The organism is Streptomyces sp. TN58, from assembly GCF_001941845.1.
GTDB lineage: Bacteria > Actinomycetota > Actinomycetes > Streptomycetales > Streptomycetaceae > Streptomyces.
The window spans coordinates 4,029,681-4,046,108 of sequence record NZ_CP018870.1 but is presented as its reverse complement, the minus strand read 5'-3'; the positions used below and the strand labels follow the sequence as shown (position 1 = coordinate 4,046,108).

At 71.7% G+C, this 16,428-nt stretch carries 14 protein-coding genes and 1 pseudogene; 12 read left to right on the top strand and 3 right to left on the bottom strand.

All coding sequences use genetic code 11. The annotated features are described in order from the left end of the window. Positions 1–190 precede the first annotated feature (190 nt). From BSL84_RS18325 to BSL84_RS18315, 3 genes and pseudogenes are all read left to right on the top strand, one after another. Complete coding sequence (locus BSL84_RS18325; protein WP_199816091.1) at positions 191–979, top strand: glycerophosphodiester phosphodiesterase; 789 nt, start codon at positions 191–193, stop codon at positions 977–979. Between the two features lie 85 nt (positions 980–1,064). Beyond that, positions 1,065–1,666 (top strand): annotated as a pseudogene (locus tag BSL84_RS18320) (ATP-binding protein). A 217-nt stretch (positions 1,667–1,883) separates the two neighbouring features. Next, positions 1,884–2,858, top strand: coding sequence for a DUF5926 family protein (locus BSL84_RS18315; protein ID WP_075970752.1), 975 nt, complete (start codon positions 1,884–1,886; stop codon positions 2,856–2,858). A 181-nt stretch (positions 2,859–3,039) separates the two neighbouring features. Here BSL84_RS18315 and BSL84_RS18310 read toward each other — a convergent pair whose 3' ends face one another. Then, complete coding sequence (locus BSL84_RS18310; RefSeq protein WP_075970751.1) at positions 3,040–3,612, bottom strand: hypothetical protein; 573 nt, start codon at positions 3,610–3,612, stop codon at positions 3,040–3,042. A 109-nt stretch (positions 3,613–3,721) separates the two neighbouring features. After that, positions 3,722–4,480 (bottom strand): bifunctional DNA primase/polymerase, encoded by a 759-nt coding sequence (locus BSL84_RS18305; protein WP_075970750.1) that lies wholly within the window; start codon positions 4,478–4,480, stop codon positions 3,722–3,724. Positions 4,481–4,891: 411 nt separating this feature from the next. On the opposite strand from BSL84_RS18305, the gene BSL84_RS18300 reads away from it, so the two are divergent. Further along, a complete protein-coding gene (locus BSL84_RS18300) occupies positions 4,892–6,442 on the top strand; it encodes a PP2C family protein-serine/threonine phosphatase (RefSeq protein ID WP_075970749.1) in 1,551 nt (516 codons plus the stop codon). A gap of 117 nt (positions 6,443–6,559) precedes the next feature. Then, positions 6,560–8,026: an aminopeptidase P family protein gene (locus BSL84_RS18295; protein ID WP_030029937.1), complete on the top strand. Its 1,467-nt coding sequence runs from the start codon at positions 6,560–6,562 to the stop codon at positions 8,024–8,026. 116 nt (positions 8,027–8,142) lie between these two features. On the opposite strand, the gene BSL84_RS18290 is transcribed toward BSL84_RS18295, so the two are convergent. Then, the gene (locus BSL84_RS18290) at positions 8,143–8,586 is read right to left on the bottom strand and encodes an ATP-binding protein (protein ID WP_030029938.1); all 444 of its coding nucleotides are present in this window, start codon (positions 8,584–8,586) and stop codon (positions 8,143–8,145) included. 292 nt (positions 8,587–8,878) lie between these two features. Here BSL84_RS18290 and BSL84_RS18285 point away from each other — a divergent pair, with 292 nt between their 5' ends. The 7 genes from BSL84_RS18285 (at position 8,879) to pheA (ending at position 16,019) form a co-directional block, all read left to right on the top strand. Next, a complete protein-coding gene (locus tag BSL84_RS18285; RefSeq protein ID WP_045320649.1) occupies positions 8,879–9,706 on the top strand; it encodes a hypothetical protein in 828 nt (275 codons plus the stop codon). A gap of 108 nt (positions 9,707–9,814) precedes the next feature. After that, on the top strand, positions 9,815–10,537 hold the full coding sequence (locus BSL84_RS18280) for a YcnI family protein (RefSeq protein ID WP_030026455.1): 723 nt from the start codon (positions 9,815–9,817) through the stop codon (positions 10,535–10,537). An 84-nt stretch (positions 10,538–10,621) separates the two neighbouring features. After that, positions 10,622–11,278 carry an SCO family protein gene (locus tag BSL84_RS18275; RefSeq protein WP_030026454.1) on the top strand — a complete coding sequence of 219 codons (657 nt, stop codon included), beginning with the start codon at positions 10,622–10,624 and terminating at the stop codon, positions 11,276–11,278. Next, the gene (locus BSL84_RS18270; protein ID WP_045320647.1) at positions 11,275–11,760 is read left to right on the top strand and encodes a copper chaperone PCu(A)C; all 486 of its coding nucleotides are present in this window, start codon (positions 11,275–11,277) and stop codon (positions 11,758–11,760) included. The genes BSL84_RS18275 and BSL84_RS18270 overlap by 4 nt, the downstream gene beginning before the upstream one ends. Positions 11,761–11,781: 21 nt before the next feature. After that, a complete protein-coding gene (locus BSL84_RS18265; RefSeq protein WP_075970748.1) occupies positions 11,782–13,758 on the top strand; it encodes a copper resistance CopC/CopD family protein in 1,977 nt (658 codons plus the stop codon). Continuing rightward, a complete protein-coding gene (efeB, locus tag BSL84_RS18260) occupies positions 13,755–15,041 on the top strand; it encodes an iron uptake transporter deferrochelatase/peroxidase subunit (protein WP_420711095.1) in 1,287 nt (428 codons plus the stop codon). Before BSL84_RS18265 ends, efeB begins: the two co-directional genes overlap by 4 nt. Positions 15,042–15,083: 42 nt before the next feature. Beyond that, positions 15,084–16,019, top strand: a complete 936-nt coding sequence (gene pheA / locus BSL84_RS18255) for a prephenate dehydratase (RefSeq protein WP_030026448.1) — start codon at positions 15,084–15,086, stop codon at positions 16,017–16,019. Positions 16,020–16,428: the final 409 nt, after the last annotated feature.

The window sequence follows — 16,428 nt, the reverse complement described above, 5'->3', positions numbered from 1 at the left end:
ATCCGGCTGAACGTTCGACGTGCCGTACAAGTTCCAGGGCAAAGCCTTTCCCATGCCCCGTCAGAGCACTGTAAGCCGGACCTGTGCATCTCCCCCCATTCTTTATGTCCGGCATTCCGGGTGCACTCGCAGGGCCGGACCTGGACCGCCGAGGGGCTGACGGTGGCACCATGAGCCGGTGACCCACGCAATGCCGCGCACCATCCAGGTCGTCGCCCACCGCGGCGCTTCGGAGGACGCCCCCGAGCACACGCTGGCCGCCTACCGCAAGGCCATCGAGGACGGCGCCGACGCCCTCGAATGCGATGTCCGCCTCACCGCCGACGGCCATCTGGTCCTGGTCCACGACCGCCGGGTGAACCGCACCTCCAATGGCCGCGGCGCCGTCTCGGCGCTGGAGCTGGCCGATCTCGCCGCCCTCGACTTCGGCTCCTGGAAGGACCGCGAGGAGTCGCCGGACTGGGACGCCGACCCCGAACGCACCTCCGTCCTGACCCTGGAGCGCCTGCTGGAGCTGGTCTCGGACGCCGGACGGCCGGTACAGCTCGCGATCGAGACGAAGCACCCGACCCGCTGGGCCGGACAGGTGGAGGAGCGCCTCCTCTTCCTCCTGAAGCGCTTCGGCCTGGACGCCCCGCCGCCGGGCGGACCGCACCCGGTCCGCGTCATGAGCTTCTCCGCGCGTTCCCTGCACCGGGTGCGGGCCGCCGCGCCCACCATCCCGACCGTGTACCTGATGCAGTTCATCTCGCCGCGGATGCGCGACGGGCGGCTCCCGGCCGGGGTGACGATCGCCGGCCCCGGGATGCGGATCGTGCGCAATCATCCTGGCTACATCCGCAAGCTCCAGAGCGCCGGCCATTCCGTGCACGTATGGACAGTGAACGATCCGGAAGATGTTCAGCTCTGCGCTGACATGGGTGTCGAAGCAATCATCACGAACAGACCGCGACAAGTTCTGTCCCAACTGGGGCGCTGACGTACCCATTTGCGCGTGTGCCACCCCCACCCCGCCCGTCACATGGCGTGCTCCGGCGCATCCGCTCCGTATCCGGTCGGCGCGAATGCGCCAGAGCGGCCCGCTCCGGCGGTTTCCGGTCCAGGCCAAAGGGGCATCCAGACCATGCGTGGGGCTAAGGAGGTTCCGGGGGTGGCGTTGGTGGTGGCACAAGAAGTGCCCACGTCGTCGTACATGGATGTACGCCATGGTCCTGCGGGCGTGGGTGAGGCCAGGCACCGGATGCGCGATCAGTTGCGCATCAGCGGGGTGGCCGAATCGGTCGTGGACGATGCCGTACTGATCCTTTCCGAACTGCTCAGCAACGCCTGCCGACACGGCAGGCCCCTGGGCGCGCCGGAGGTCGGGGACGGGGAGATACGCGCCGCATGGCGCGTCGACAGGGCGGGGCGGCTGACGGTCGAGGTCACGGACGGGGGTGGGCCGACCCGGCCTGTTCCTTCCACGCCCTCGGTCACCGCACGCGGCGGCCGGGGGCTGAACATCATCAGCGCCCTTGCACAGGACTGGGGTGTCCGGGACGGAGCGGCGGGTGAGGTCACCGTCTGGGTGGTCGTCGCCTGCGGGCCCCGGCACGAGGATTTCGCTACGCGCGTTGCGCCCCCGGCGATCGACTTCAGCACGGCATTCGACGATCTCGGTGCCTGAACCCGCGGAACCGCGACCCGGGAAACCCCGGCAGCGGGACCCCTGACCGCACGACAGCTCAGCATCCGCACAGCAGTACCGGTCATCCGCACAGGCGGCCGTCCGGGAGCGCACGCCGACCGTGCTCCCGGCCGCACCCCACCGGTTCCGGCGGTACGAACGGCTAGGCTCGCGCCCAGACACGTCGCCGTACCGCCGCAACCGGGAGACACGCACGATGGCCAAGAAGCGCCCCGCAGCCAAGTCTGCAAAGCCGCAGCTCGACAACGGTGAGATCCCCGTCGTCGGCGCACGCGAGCCCTGCCCCTGCGGCTCGGGGCGCCGCTACAAGGCCTGCCACGGCGCGGCTGCCGCGCACGCCGTCACCGAGCACGTCCGGCGCCCCTTCGAGGGCCTGCCGGGCGAGTGCGACTGGGTCGCGCTGCGCGAGCTGGTGCCCGCGGCCACCATCCCGCTGTCGCTGAAGGGAGGCCTCCCCGAAGGCGTCCCCTCCGTCACGCTGGTGACCGTACTGCCCATGGCCTGGCCGGCGCTGCGTCGCGAGGACGGGTCCGTCCTGCTCGGCCTGCAGAACGAGACGTCCAGCGGGGACCTGAGCCGCGACATGGCCGACACCCTGGAGCGGGCGCTCGTCGCGGAGCCGGGAACCCCGGTCGCGGCCCGCCGGGTGCCCGCCGAGGGTCCCCGACTTCAGGATCTCCTGGACGCCGACGGCGGTTTCGAGCCGGTTGTGCACTCCGGCTTCGAATTCTGGATTCCGGAATCGGAGGGCGGGCAGAACGCGTCCCCGGAGATCGCCGCCTCGCTGGAGCGCGCCAACGCGGCCGCCATCCCCACCGTCAAGCTGACCGGCGTGGACGCCGCCTACTGGTGCGAGACCCCCGACAAGAACCACCTGCGCTGGGTCATGCCGCACCCCGAGGAGAAGCTGCTCGACGCCCTCGCCCGCCTGCACGCGGCCGGCACGTCCTCCCTGGGCGAGGGGACGAAGCTCGTCGGCTCCTTCCGCGCCCACGGGCTGATGGTCCCGGTCTGGGACCTGCCGACCGGTGTGACGGCCGACGACGTCGAGAAGCCGGCCGCGGAGTTCGCCGAGCGGCTGGCCAAGGCGCTGGCCACGGATGCTCCGCTGACCATGGAGGAGCGCCGGGCGCGCGGCGGTCTCACCAACCGCCAGGTGACCCTCAGCTGACGCCGCGCGCTCGCGCGGAGCGGTGACCGGAGTCACAACTCCCGCTAATCGTCTGCAAATCGGTGTCTGAATATCAGAGATCGAATTTGCGAACAGGCGATCTCTTGTTACCGTTCTTGTAGCCCGGTCGCTGGTGCATCCCCCGTCGCCAGCGACCGGGCCCTTCCATTTAAGGCGGTACTCAACCGTCACTCGGTCCCGGTGAGTTGCTCCCGGACCGCAGGAGCAGCTGCCCTTCATCATCCGGAACTGCAAACTCCGCAACTGCGGAGTAACTCTCCGGCTCCCCGGCCGAGTCCTCCTTGGGCGTCTCGCACAGGTCGGGTTCGTCACCGGCACCGACCTCGCAGGCGATCTGCACCGTGCGCCCGGCCGGCCCCATCAGCGTCAGCACGGCATCCAGTGCGCGACCACTCGTGTTCCGGTAGTAACTCCTGCCCCACGTCCGGCCTTCGGCCACCAACACGCACGTCTGCGCCTCCACTCCGTGGGGCGAGGACAGCTCGGGGCCACAACGGGAGTCCGTACGGGGCTGCTGCGCGGTGCCGGACGGCTCGGCCTCGGCGGGCGCCCCCGGGCGGGCACCCGGCGCGGGAGCGGTGCGAGCGGGCTCCGAAAGACCGAGGGTCCTGAACAGACCCCCGCCTTTTCCGTCATCCTGACCGGCAAAATCCGGCCCGGCGATCGCGCCGGCGAGCGGGAGCGACAAGATGACCAGCACACCGGCGCCGATACCGATCAGGCGGAGATTCATTCGCCGAAGATAGCGATGCGGGAAAGGGGCGCGGAGATCCCCGCGCCCAATTCCCTTGGAAACTCGTCCCGCTGGCACCCGTACGAGTGATCGCGCGGGACCGCGCAGGTCAGTACGCGAGCCGGCTTCCGCCGCCGGGTGCCCCGCTGCTCGCCTCGACCAGCGCGTCCACGACCGCCTCGACGTCGGGCAGCCAGAGTGTGTTGCCCGCGGCCTGTGAGGCCCGCCCCCCACCGGACTTCGGATCCGCCGGAACCGGAGGCAGCGGACGCGGTTCCCGCTCCCAGCGCACCTGGCCGCCACTGGACGCGGCGGACGGCGGCATCAGCAGGTAGCCCCCCTCGCCGTGGAACCGCAGGGAGGAGGGCACGTGGTCCTTCGCGTACAGGAGCTCCCCGAGCCGCTCCAGCGAGTACGGCGCCACGAGCAGCGCCCACCGGGTGGGCGTGGCGACGACCGGCCCGAGGCGCAGCCCTTGCGCGTCGAGTCGTACGAGGGCCCGCGCGGCCGCGCCGGCCGGGAGGCTCACCGCGCACGGGGCGGAGCCGCCGGTCGCCAGCAGGACGGGCGCGGTGGGCCGGTTGGTCCACCACCAGGCCACCATCCGGGGGTCGGTGGAGGCGGCGAGCAGACCCGGGTCGAAGGGATGGGCTCCCGGAACGGCGCAGTCCGGGTCGGGGCAGGCGCAGCGCGCGCCGTCCGTACCGGACCGGCCCACCCCGGGCAGGACGGGCCACTGGAACGTGGTGGCGCAGGTGAGCGCCGCTTCGAGGAGGGAGGAAGTGCCGCCGCTCTGTACCCGGTCGGGGCGTAGGGACTGAAAGCGATCGCGGAGCCGCTGGAGACGCCTTCCGAGGATCTCGCGCATGTGCGCTCGTTCCTTTCCGTTGAACGCCGAGGGCTGAACGCCGAAGGCCACATCACACCATGTAACCGCAGACTCACCACACGTACAGGTTGCGCGTCACGGTCCGCCAGAGGCAGGTTCACGCGGTTCGTGCAGTCCTCTTACGGGTCCGTCAAACGCCCGGCGGGGAGGGAGTGCGACCCGCCCGGACTGCCGAGACCGGCTGCCGCCGCTAAGGACGACCACCCGCGGTCGAGTGGTTCCCGGTACGCCAACTGGCCTCGCCCGCCACCGAGTACGTACCCGACCCCCTTGCGGAGCCCGCCCAGTCGACCTCAGAAACCGACCGCTTCCCGCTTTTTCCGGCCAAGTTCTAGCCTTGACCGGACGGTGAGTTGCCGCCTCACGGACACCAGGATTCCCACGTGGGCAATGCTGGACATGCATCCATGTGTGCGTGTAGATGTGGATTCCTTGATGGCGGCGCAGCACGATCTGGGGGTTTGCGATGCTATTCGGCGAATCGCACCAGGTGGAAAGGCGGACGCCATGAGCGCCCCGCATCTGCCGAAAGTGGCTGGAATCGACTCAGCAGTCACCGCGTCGCCGCACACTGCGGCGCCCGCGCCCGCCCGGACCACCCCCGCACCGGCGCCGCCGGCCGCGAGCAGCCTCATCCAGGACCGCCTGGCGGGCATGGTGTCCGACCTCACCACGCTGCACGAGCTCACCGAACGCCTCGCCCGCGCAGGCGACCTCGACACCTCCCTCCGCGAGCTCCTGCGCGCCGGAGCCTCACTCGTGGGCGCCCGCCGCGGCCTGATCGTCCTGGAGCCCTCCGACGGGCTCGGCCCCACCACCACGATCGGCCTCGGCCTCGGCCACGCCGAACTGGGCCACATCGAGACCGTCCCCCGCAGTGCGACGTCCTACGGGCGGATCCTCGACGGACTGCCCGGCGCCCAGGGCGGCTCCGAGTTCCTCCCCGAGCTGGACGCGCCCCCCGGCACCGGCGGATTCGCCGCCCCCGCGGACCCCCGGCACCGCGAGGTCGCCGCCCGCCTCGGGTACGCCGCCAGCTACGCGCTCCCGCTGACCGCCGAGGCCACCGGCCGGCTCGGCGCGGCCGTGTGGCTCTACGACGAGCAGGCCGAGCCGAACGACCGCCAGCGCGACCTGGCCGGACTGTACGTGCGGCACGCCGCCGAGCACCTGGCCCGGATGCTGGAGGTGGAACGATCCCGCACCCGCCTGGCCACCGTCGAGGAGGAGCTGCTGCCCAGCCGCCTCCCCCGGATCCCCGGGGTGCAGCTCGCGGCCCGCCACCACACGGGACCGCACGGCGGAGGCGACTGGTACGACGCGCTCCCACTGCCCGAGGGCGCCCTGGGACTGGCCGTCGGATCCGTCACCGGATCCGGTCCGAGCGCGGTCGCCGCCATGGGACGGCTGCGCGCGTCCCTGCGCGCCTACGCCGTCATGGAGGGCGAGGACCCCGTGGCCGTCCTCTCCGACCTGGAACTGCTGTTGCGGCTCACCGAGCCCGCCCGCTCGGCCACCGCGCTCTTCGCCTACTGCGAGCCCGCCGGAGGCCCCCAGTCCGGCGGCCAGGGCAGCAAGATCGTCCTGGCCGGGGCCGGGCACACCCCTCCCCTCCTCATCGGCGAGCACCGCACCGAGTACGTCGAGACCTCGCTCTCCGCTCCCCTGGGCATGCTGTCCTGCTGGGAGGCGCCGAGCATGGAGATCGAACCCGCACCAGGAGAAACGGTGCTGCTGTACACCGACGGGCTGCTGCGCCACACCGGCGACGCGATGGACCGGGCGTACTCGCGGCTGCACGCCGCGGCCGCAGCGGCGCCCCGCGCCGCCCGGGAGGACCCGGCGGCCCTGTGCGACCACATCCTGCGGACCGTGCTGCCCCACGGGGAGCCGGGCGACGCCCCGGAGGACATCGTGCTGCTGGCGGCCCGGTTCGAGTGATCGCCACGGGGTCCGGACCGTGACAACCCGCACGATCCGGGCCACGCCTTCCCCGCACACGCATACGATGGATGAGGTCCACACCCAGGTCCGTACCGTCGTAGCGGAGGAGAAGACGTGGCTGACGAGCTCACCCCGGAGACCCCGGAAGAAGAGCAGCCCAAGAAGACGCACAAGCAGCGCAAGAACGGTCTGTACCCGGGCGTCAGCGACGAACTCGCCGAGAACATGCGCACCGGCTGGGCCGACACCGAACTCCACGGCCTGGAGCCGATCCCGCAGGCCGCGCACACCGCCGCCCGCCGCGCCGCGCTGTCCGAGCGCTTCCCCGGCGAGCGCCTGGTCGTTCCGGCGGGCCGGCTGAAGACCCGCTCCAACGACACCGAGTACCCCTTCCGGGCTTCGACCGAGTACGCGTACCTCACCGGCGACCAGACCGAGAACGGCGTGCTGGTCCTGGAGCCGGCCGGCCCCACCGGCCACACCGCCACCATCTACCTGCTGCCGCGCTCCGACCGGGAGAACGGCGAGTTCTGGCTGTCCGGCCAGGGCGAGCTGTGGGTCGGCCGCCGCCACTCCCTCACCGAGGCCGAGCAGCTCCTGGGCATTCCCGCCAAGGACGTCCGCGACCTCGCCGAGGCCCTCGCAGAGGCCGAGGGCCCGGTGCGCAACGTGCGCGGCCACGACCCCGTCATCGAGACGGCCCTCACCGACAAGGTGACCAAGGAGCGCGACGAGGAGCTGCGCGTCTATCTCTCCGAGGCCCGCGCCGTGAAGGACGAGTTCGAGATCGGCGAGCTGCAGAAGGCCGTCGACTCCACCGTCCGCGGATTCGAGGACGTGGTGAAGGTCCTCGACAAGGCCGAGGCCACGTCCGAGCGCTACATCGAGGGCACCTTCTTCCTTCGCGCCCGCGTCGAGGGCAACGACGTCGGCTACGGCTCGATCTGCGCCGCCGGCGCGCACGCCTGCACCCTGCACTGGGTCCGCAACGACGGTGACGTCCGCTCCGGTGACCTGCTGCTGCTCGACGCCGGTGTGGAGACCCACTCCCTCTACACGGCCGACGTCACGCGCACGCTGCCGATCAGCGGCACGTACACCGACATCCAGCGCAAGATCTACGACGCGGTCTACGAGTCCCAGGAGGCCGGCATCGCCGCGGTGAAGCCGGGGGCGAAGTTCCGCGACTTCCACGACGCGTCCCAGCACGTGCTGGCCGAGAAGCTCGTCGAGTGGGGTCTGCTGGAGGGCCCGGTCGAGCGTGTCCTGGAGCTCGGCCTGCAGCGCCGCTGGACCCTGCACGGCACCGGCCACATGCTCGGCATGGACGTCCACGACTGCGCCGCCGCGCGCACCGAGGCGTACGTGGAGGGGACGCTGGAGCCGGGCATGTGCCTCACCGTCGAGCCGGGTCTCTACTTCCAGGCCGACGACCTGACCGTGCCCGAGGAGTATCGCGGCATCGGCGTCCGGATCGAGGACGACATCCTCGTCACCGAGGACGGCAACCGGAACCTGTCGGCGGGCCTGCCCCGCACCTCGGCCGACGTCGAGGCCTGGATGGCGCGCCTGAAGGGCTGAGGTGCTCGGGACCGGCCTCCCGGGGCCGACGTCCCATGACCGCAGTGCGTACCGGGGTATGTCGGTGGGCGGGATCCCGAACGGGTCCCGCCCACCGGCGTACTACGACCGGCCTCCTACGACACCTTCAGCACCGCGTCGTCGCGCCACTTCAGCACCTTGTCGAAGCTCACCACGGCGCCACGGCCCGGCCTGTTGCGGAAGCGGACGTGGTCGGAGAGCTCGGCGATCAGGTGCAGGCCCCGGCCGTGCTCGGCCAGGGCCGGTCTACGGCGGGCCACCGTGGCGGGCGGGAATCCCGGCCCGGAGTCCGTCACCTCGATGCGGCAGCAGTCCCCGTCCAGATAGGCCGTGACGTGGTAAGCCTCGGTCTCGTCCGGGGCACCGCCGCCCCCGCCGTGCTCCACCGCGTTCGCACAGGCTTCGCCCAGCGCGACCGAGAGGTCGAAGGAGATGTCCGGGTCCACCCCCGCGGTCTGCATCGTCCCCAGCAGCAGTCGCCTGGCGAGCGACACGCTCGCGGCTTCGCGCCTCAAGTGGAGAGACCACCAGATGCTCATACGGGTACCTATTGCCGCCCGCAGGGGACCGTAAGCGCCCCGGGGCCCGTCCGGGACGGCATTGCGCCCGTCCGGCGGATGCGGCCCGCCGGGAGGGCGGTGTATGCGGTGGGTGCGGCCCGGACCACGTCCACGGCCGCCCCCGACGTGGCGGACCTGTCGGGACCGGACCTGTCGGGACCGGACCTGTCGGGACCGGACCTGTGGGGACCGCCTTCGCAGAGTGGGCTCATGCGGACCTTCCGGACCTGCCGTATGGAGGCCGTCAGCGCAGTGCGATGATGACCCGGCCATGTCTGACCCCCACGCGACACACGCCGGAGCCGGCCTCCGGCTGATCCGGGCCGCGGTGTTCACCGCGGTCTGCGTCGTGCTGTCCGCGGCCGGGCACGCCCTGGCGTCCTGCGCCACCGTGCCGTGGTGGTCCCTGTGCATCGGCTTTCTCGCCGTCTTCGCGGTCGCGGCCCCGCTCGCGGGACGCCGCCGGACCCTGCCCGGCCTCGCCGTGGGGCTCGCCGTCGGCCAGCTCTCCCTCCACACGCTGTTCGGCCTCGGCCAGCACAGCACCGCTGCCGCGCAGGCACCCGGCGGCGCATCCGACGCCTCGCTCGCCGAACTCGCCGCCCGGCTGGTGTGCGGCGGCAACTCCGTGCCGCTGAGCCCGGCCGACGCCCGCCGGATCCTTCAGGCCGCGGGTCTGGACCCGGCAACCCTGGCAGCACAGGCCGGGCAGGCCGCCGAACAGGGCCACGAGGCACACGCCCACATGACCCGGGCCGCCGCCCTCGCACCCGAGGCCGGTCTGTTCAGCCCGGCCATGCTCCTCGGGCACCTGCTGGCCGCGCTCGTCGCCGGCTGGCTGCTCGGCCGCGGCGACGCCGCGCTCTTCCGGCTCGTCGAACTGTCCCGGCTCACCGCCGAGGCCGCCCCGGTACGCCCGCTGCGCACCGCACTGGCCCTGGTACGCGCCCTCGGCGCCGGACTCGGCGGCTCCGCCGCCCGCACCCCGCGGCCCGGCCGCCGGACCGAAACCGCCCCGGCGGCCTCCACGGGCCGGGAAGCACTCCAGCACACGGTGATCCGCCGCGGGCCGCCCGCAGCGCCGGCCCTCGCAGCCTGACGCGGCCTCCGCCCTCCCCGGACACATCGGGAGCACCGGTGCCGCGTACTCCGCGCGCGCCCGTGCGCGGAGCAACCGCCACCACAACTTCCGTGGAGTGTTCCCGCCATGAATACCTCTCGCGCCGCCTTCGCCGCCGCCCTCGCCGCCGGCTCCGTCCTCCTCCTCTCCGGCACCGCCTTCGCGCACGTGGGCGTGCAGCCCGTCGGCGAGGCCGCCAAGGGCGGGTACGCGACGCTCAACTTCAAGGTCCCCAACGAGCGCGACAACGCCTCGACGAACCAGCTCGAAGTCAACTTCCCGGTCGACCAGCCCCTCACGTCCGTCATGCCGCAGGACGTGCCCGGCTGGACCGTGAACGTCGAGAAGACCAAGCTCGACAAGCCGCTGACCGTGCACGGCAAGCAGGTGGCCGAGGTCGTCACCAAGGTGACCTGGTCCGGCGGAAAGATCGGGCCGGGCATGTTCCAGCAGTTCCCGGTCTCCGTCGGCAGGCTCCCCGAGAACGCCGACCAGATGGTCTTCAAGGCGATCCAGACCTATGACAACAACGAGGTCGTGCGCTGGATCGAGGAGGCCAAGGAGGGCGCCCCGGAGCCGCAGACCCCGGCACCGGTGCTGAAGCTGACCGCCGCCAAGGGCGACGACCACCACGCCGGCGCCAAGGGCGACGAGGCGAAGAACGCGGACAAGAACGCCGGACGGGACCACGACGAGGCCGCCGCCGACCCCGCACCCGACACCACCGCGCGCGCCCTCGGCATCGCCGGCATCGTCATCGGACTCGGCGGTGTCGCCTTCGGCGTCGCCTCGCGCCGCCGCTCCTCCTGACCTACCGGGTCCGGGGCGCTGTCGCCCCGTACCTCACCGGCATCCCCACACCCCTACATTCCCCGATCCCAGGGACATCTCCCCATGCGCACCACACGTGTGACGGCCGCCGCGCTCCTCGCCGCGGCCGTACTCACCCTCACCGCCTGCGGCGGTGGCGAACCCGCCAAGAGCAGCGGGGTCACCCAGATCGCCGGCGGCCAGAGCGGCGGCAAGGCCGCCACCGTTCTCGACCGCCCCTTCACCAAGCCGGAACTCGTCCTGACGGACACCACCGGCAAGCCGTGGAACCTCCGCGAGCAGACCAAGGGCAAGCCGACGCTCGTCTACTTCGGCTACACCAGCTGCCCCGACGTGTGCCCGCTGACGATGAGCAACATCGCCGTCGCCAAGAAGAACCTCCCCAAGGAGGACCAGGACAACCTCCGGGTCGTCTTCGTCACCACCGACCCCGAACGGGACACCCCTGAGTCCCTCGGCGCGTGGCTCAAGGCGCAGGACCCGTCCTTCACCGGGCTCACCGGGGACTTCGCGACCATCCAGGCCGCCGCCCGGACCCTCGGCATCGGCATCGACCCCGCCACGAAGGACGCCGGCGGCAACGTCGTCTCCATGCACGGCGCGCAGGTCATCGCGTTCTCGCCCAAGACCGACGAGGGCTACGTCCTCTACGGAGAGGGCACGACCGTCGACGACTACGCCAAGGACCTGCCGAAGCTCATCAAGGGGGAGAACCCGTGAACGTCCGCACCACCCGCATCCTCGCCGCCGCCCTCTCCCTGACGGCAGCGCTCGTCATATCCGGCTGCTCCGGCTCCGGCGGCAGCGAGCCGAAGATGACGGTCAGCGGCGCCTTCATGCCGCAGCCGGTCAACGACAAGATGGCCGGAGGATTCATGGTCATCGAGAACGGCTCCGGCACCGCCGACAAGCTCACCGGTGCCACCTCCCCGCTCTCCGACGATCTCCAGATCCACGAGACCAAGGACCAGAAGATGCAGCAGGTCCAGTCGATGGACGTGCCGGCGAACGGCGAGCTCCGGCTGGAGCGCGGCGGCAACCACATCATGTTCATGGGGTTGAAGAACACCCCCAAGATCGGCGACAAGGTCACCGTCGAGCTCCGCTTCGAGAAGGCCGGTGCCGTCAAGGTCGAGCTGGACGTGAAGGAACGCACGTACAACGCGCAGGCTCCGACATCCACGGCCCACAGCGGCCACTGACGGACCGAGGACTGACACTCCATGACGGCCACCGCCCCCACCCCCTCCACGGCCCGCGCCCGTGCCACGGCATCGCTGCCACGGCTCGCGCTGGTCCTCGCGGCCCTGCTGGCGATCCTGTTCACCGCGGCTTCCCCGGCCGCGGCACACGCCGCACTCACCGCGAGCGACCCCGCGGACGGGGCGGTGGTCGCCACGGCACCCGCCCAGGTCACCCTCTCCTTCTCGGAGCAGGTCGCCATGGGCGACGACTCGATCCGCGTCCTCGACCCCCAGGGCAGGCGGGTGGACACCGGTGAGCTGCGCGACATGTGCAGCGGGAACACCGTCCGCTACGGGACCGCCCTGCACTCCGGCCTGCCCCACGGCACCTACACCGTCGCCTGGCAGGCCGTATCGGCCGACAGCCACCCGATCTCCGGCGCGTTCACCTTCTCCATCGGTGCGCCCTCCGCCACCGAGGTCTCCCTCCCCGGCGCGACGGCGGGCGGCGGACCGGTCGGGATCGCCTACGGCATCGCCCGCTACGCCGCCTACGGCGGCTTCACCGTTCTGGTGGGAGGCGCGGCCTTCATCCTGCTGTGCTGGCGCCGGGGTGCCGCGGAGCGACCGCTCCAGAAGCTCGTCGTGCGGGCCTGGGTCACCCTGACCACCGCCACCCTCGCGATGCTGGTGCTGCGGAACCCGTACACGGGATCCGGCCGGTTCGCCGACGTCTTCGACCTGGACGGGCTCAGGGCGGTCCTGGAGACCAAGACGGGCGCGTCGCTGCTCTCCCGGCTGCTTCTGCTGGGCGCAGCCGCCCTCTTCGTCGCGGTCCTCTTCGGCGCGTACGCGCGCCGGGTGCGGGACACCGGCGGTCAGGAAGAGGACAAGGACACCAGCGACCTCACCTTCGGCCTGGCCATCGGCGGCGCCGTCGTCGCCGGCGGCATCGCTGCCACCTGGGCCCTGTCCGAGCACGCGTCCACCGGTCTCCAGCCCGGGCTCGCCATGCCCGCCGACATCCTGCACCTGCTCGCCGTCGCCACCTGGCTCGGCGGGCTTTCCGCCCTGCTCGTCGCCCTGTACAAGGCCCCCGGGATCGAGCGCTCGGCGGTGCGGCGGTTCTCCGGGGTCGCCTTCGTCAGCGTGGTGGTCCTGGCCGTCACCGGCGTGTACCAGGCCTGGCGGCAGACCGGCAGCTGGTCCGCCCTCACCGGCACGGACTACGGGCGGCTGCTGCTCCTCAAGGCCGCCCTGGTCGCCGTGCTCATCGGCGTCGCCTCCATGTCCCGGAAGTGGACCGCCCGGCTGGCGGAGGCTCCGGCCGTCCGCGATGCGGACGGGCGGGCCGCCGTAGCCGCAACCGCAACCGCAACCGCAGCGGACGATGTTTCACGTGAAACATCGTCCGTGGCCGCGCCCGCCGCCGTCCCCGCGGATCCGGAGCGCGTCGCCCAGCTGGCCCGGCAGCGTGCCGCACTGGAGAGCGCGCGAGAGAAGCGGGTACGGGACGCGGACCCGGACCGCGCCGGTCTGCGGCGCTCGGTGCTCGCCGAGGCTGCGATCGCCGTGATCGTGCTCCTGGTGACCACGATCCTCACGAGCACGGAGCCCGGGCGCACCGTAGAGCGGGAGGCGGCACGTGGCTCCGGTGCCACCGCGGTCCCCGACCGCCCCGTGAAGATCACCCTGCCGTTCGACACCGGCGGCCAGAACGGCAAGGGGTCGGTCCGGCTGGAACTCGATCCCGGCCGGGTCGGCGCCAACACGCTGCACCTGTGGGCGGACACCGGCGACGGCCGGCCCTTCGCCCTCCCCGAGGTCAAGGTCGCCTTCACCCTGCCGGCCAAGGACATCGGCCCCCTGCCGGTCGTGCCCGAACAGGCCGCCCCGGGTCACTGGACCGCGTCCGGCGTCCAACTGCCGCTCGCCGGCGAATGGCGCATCGACGTGACCGTCCGTACCTCCGACATCGACCAGACCACCATCCAGAAGACCGTGAAGATCGGCTGACCAGCGTGACCGAGAGCAACCCCGACATCGAGATCTCCCGGCGCCGGCTGCTGGGCACCGTCGGCGCCGCAGGCGCCGCCGGCCTGGCCCTCGGCGGCGCCGGAGGGGCCCTCGCGCACTCCGCACTCGCCGGATCCGGCAGCGGCTCCGCCGACGGAGCGGCGGGAAGCCTCTCCTCCCTCGGAGCCACCCAGGTGGCGTTCCACGGGGAACACCAGGCCGGCATCACCACGCCCCTGCAGGCCAAGGGGCACCTCGTCGCCTTCGATCTGGCCGCCGGAGCGGGCCGCACCGCGGCCGCGGCGCTGTTGCGGCGCTGGTCCGACACCGCGCGGCGGCTCATGGCGGGCGAGACCGCCCCGACCGCCGACAGCGGTATCGCCCTCGACGCCGGGCCGTCCTCCCTCACCGTCACCTTCGGCTTCGGATACTCCTTCTTCGAGCGCACGGGCCTCGGCGCCCGCCGTCCGACGGCGCTCGACCCGCTGCCCGACTTCTCCTCCGACCGGCTCGACGCCCAGCGCAGCAACGGCGACCTGTGGGTGCAGATCGGCGCGAACGACGGACTCGTCGCCTTCCATGCCCTGCGCGCACTCCAGAAGGATGCCGGTGACGCCGCGCGCGTCCGCTGGCAGATGAACGGCTTCAACCGGTCCCCCGGTGCCACCGGCACCCCGATGACCGCTCGCAACCTCATGGGGCAGGTCGACGGCACCGGCAACCCCAAGCTCTCCGAGCCCGACTTCGACCGGCGGGTCTTCGTACCCGCCACCGGACCGGGACCCGCGGAGCACGCCTGGATGGGCGGGGGCTCGTACGCCGTCGTGCGGCGCATCCGGATGCTGCTCGACGACTGGGACAAGCAGTCCCTCACACAGCAGGAGCAGGTCATCGGCCGGACCAAGGCCACCGGCGCCCCTCTGACAGGCGGCGGGGAGACCACCGAGATGGCGCTCGACAAGATCGGCGCCGACGGCAGGCCCGTCATCCCGTCCAACGCCCACGCCCGGATCTCGGCACCCGAGCAGAACGGCGGAGCCGCGATGCTGCGGCGCCCCTTCTCCTTCCACGACGGGATCAGCCCCGACGGCGCCCCCGACGCAGGGCTGCTGTTCATCTGCTGGCAGGCCGACCCGCTGCGCGGGTTCGTACCCGTACAGCGCAAGCTAGACCGCGGCGACGCGCTGTCGGCTTTCATCCGGCACGAGTCCAGCGGCCTGTACGCGGTTCCGCCCGGTCCGCGCAGCGGCGAGTACGTGGGCCAGCGGCTGCTCGAAGGGTGAACAGCACCACGGCCGCCGGCGCCCCGGCATTAGGCTGATCGCATGTCAGCCACCCGCTTCACGTATCTCGGTCCCGAGGGCACCTTCACGGAGGCCGCCCTGCGCACCCTGCCGGAAGCCGCGACCCGGGAGCTCGTCCCGATGGTGTCGGTCCCGGCTGCCCTGGACGCCGTGCGGGGCGGGGAGGCCGCTGCCGCGCTCGTCCCGATCGAGAACTCGGTCGAGGGCGGGGTGACGGCCACCCTCGACGAGCTGGCCTCGGGCGAACCGCTGATGATCTACCGCGAGGTACTGCTGCCCATCGCGTTCGCCCTGCTCGTACGGCCGGGGACCGCCCTGTCGGACGTGAAGACCGTCACCGGGCATCCGGTCGCCCAGCCGCAGGTACGCAACTGGCTGCGGGCCAACCTGCCCGACGCGGTGTGGGAGTCCGCGGCGTCGAACGCCGACGGCGCCCGGCTGGTCCAGGAGGGACGCTTCGACGCGGCCTTCGCCGGCGAGTTCGCCGCGGCCACCTACGGCCTCGTCCCTCTGGTCACCGAGATCCACGACGCGGAGAACGCCGAGACCCGGTTCGTGCTGGTCGGACGTCCCGCACGGCCGGCCGCGCCGACGGGCGCGGACAAGACGTCAGTGGTGCTGTGGCTGGGCGACGACCACCCCGGCGCGCTGCTGGAGCTCCTCCAGGAGTTCGCGGTACGCGGGGTGAACCTGATGCTGATCCAGTCCCGTCCGACCGGACAGGGGATCGGCAACTACTGCTTCGCGGTCGACGCGGAGGGCCATATCTCGGACCGGCGGGTCAGCGAGGCGCTCATGGGCCTCAAGCGAACCTGTCCGCAGGTCCGCTTCCTCGGCTCCTACCCTCGTGCCGGCGTCGCTCAGAGTGATGTCCGCTCTCCGCGGGCCGGGACCTCCGATGGCGACTTCACCGCCGCCTCCGACTGGCTGGCGCGCTGCCTCGACGGCCGGGCTTAGCGCCGCCTCTGTCCACAGGGTTATCCACAGGCGGCGGTGGAGGCCTGGGGACAAGTCGACACGCGAGCCCGACAAGGTCGACAAATCGGCTGTACGGCTCAGGTTTCGCGCAGGGAAGCGGTGGGTGAACGGCGTCACCTCCGTATCGCCGTTCAACTCTTTGGAGCGAGTCATTCCCACCCGAATGAGTGTGTGAGGGTGGTTTGAACCCTGATTCGCCTCCGCCATCCGCCGATCAGGAATGATCTATTCCTGTATCCACAGAGGCAGCACACAGCCTGTGGATAAGCTGCGGACGGTCACAATTCCTGTGGACAAGGCCCCCTCCGGCCCTGCTCAGGAGGCGCGTCACGATGCGGCATTGTGCCCCATTCCGGGGAATGGCCCCGCTTTATCGACCGCTCGGCAA

What these genes read in the sequence shown, in the direction of transcription:
- BSL84_RS18325 (WP_199816091.1), top strand. Translation starts at nt 191, where the DNA reads ATGCCGCGCACCATCCAGGTCGTCGCCCACCGCGGCGCTTCGGAGGAC.
- BSL84_RS18315 (WP_075970752.1), top strand. Translation starts at nt 1,884, where the DNA reads ATGGCCAAGAAGCGCCCCGCAGCCAAGTCTGCAAAGCCGCAGCTCGAC.
- BSL84_RS18310 (WP_075970751.1), bottom strand. Translation starts at nt 3,612, where the DNA reads ATGAATCTCCGCCTGATCGGTATCGGCGCCGGTGTGCTGGTCATCTTG.
- BSL84_RS18305 (WP_075970750.1), bottom strand. Translation starts at nt 4,480, where the DNA reads ATGCGCGAGATCCTCGGAAGGCGTCTCCAGCGGCTCCGCGATCGCTTT.
- BSL84_RS18300 (WP_075970749.1), top strand. Translation starts at nt 4,892, where the DNA reads ATGCTGGACATGCATCCATGTGTGCGTGTAGATGTGGATTCCTTGATG.
- BSL84_RS18290 (WP_030029938.1), bottom strand. Translation starts at nt 8,586, where the DNA reads ATGAGCATCTGGTGGTCTCTCCACTTGAGGCGCGAAGCCGCGAGCGTG.
- BSL84_RS18285 (WP_045320649.1), top strand. Translation starts at nt 8,879, where the DNA reads ATGTCTGACCCCCACGCGACACACGCCGGAGCCGGCCTCCGGCTGATC.
- BSL84_RS18280 (WP_030026455.1), top strand. Translation starts at nt 9,815, where the DNA reads ATGAATACCTCTCGCGCCGCCTTCGCCGCCGCCCTCGCCGCCGGCTCC.
- BSL84_RS18275 (WP_030026454.1), top strand. Translation starts at nt 10,622, where the DNA reads ATGCGCACCACACGTGTGACGGCCGCCGCGCTCCTCGCCGCGGCCGTA.
- BSL84_RS18265 (WP_075970748.1), top strand. Translation starts at nt 11,782, where the DNA reads ATGACGGCCACCGCCCCCACCCCCTCCACGGCCCGCGCCCGTGCCACG.
- pheA (WP_030026448.1), top strand. Translation starts at nt 15,084, where the DNA reads ATGTCAGCCACCCGCTTCACGTATCTCGGTCCCGAGGGCACCTTCACG.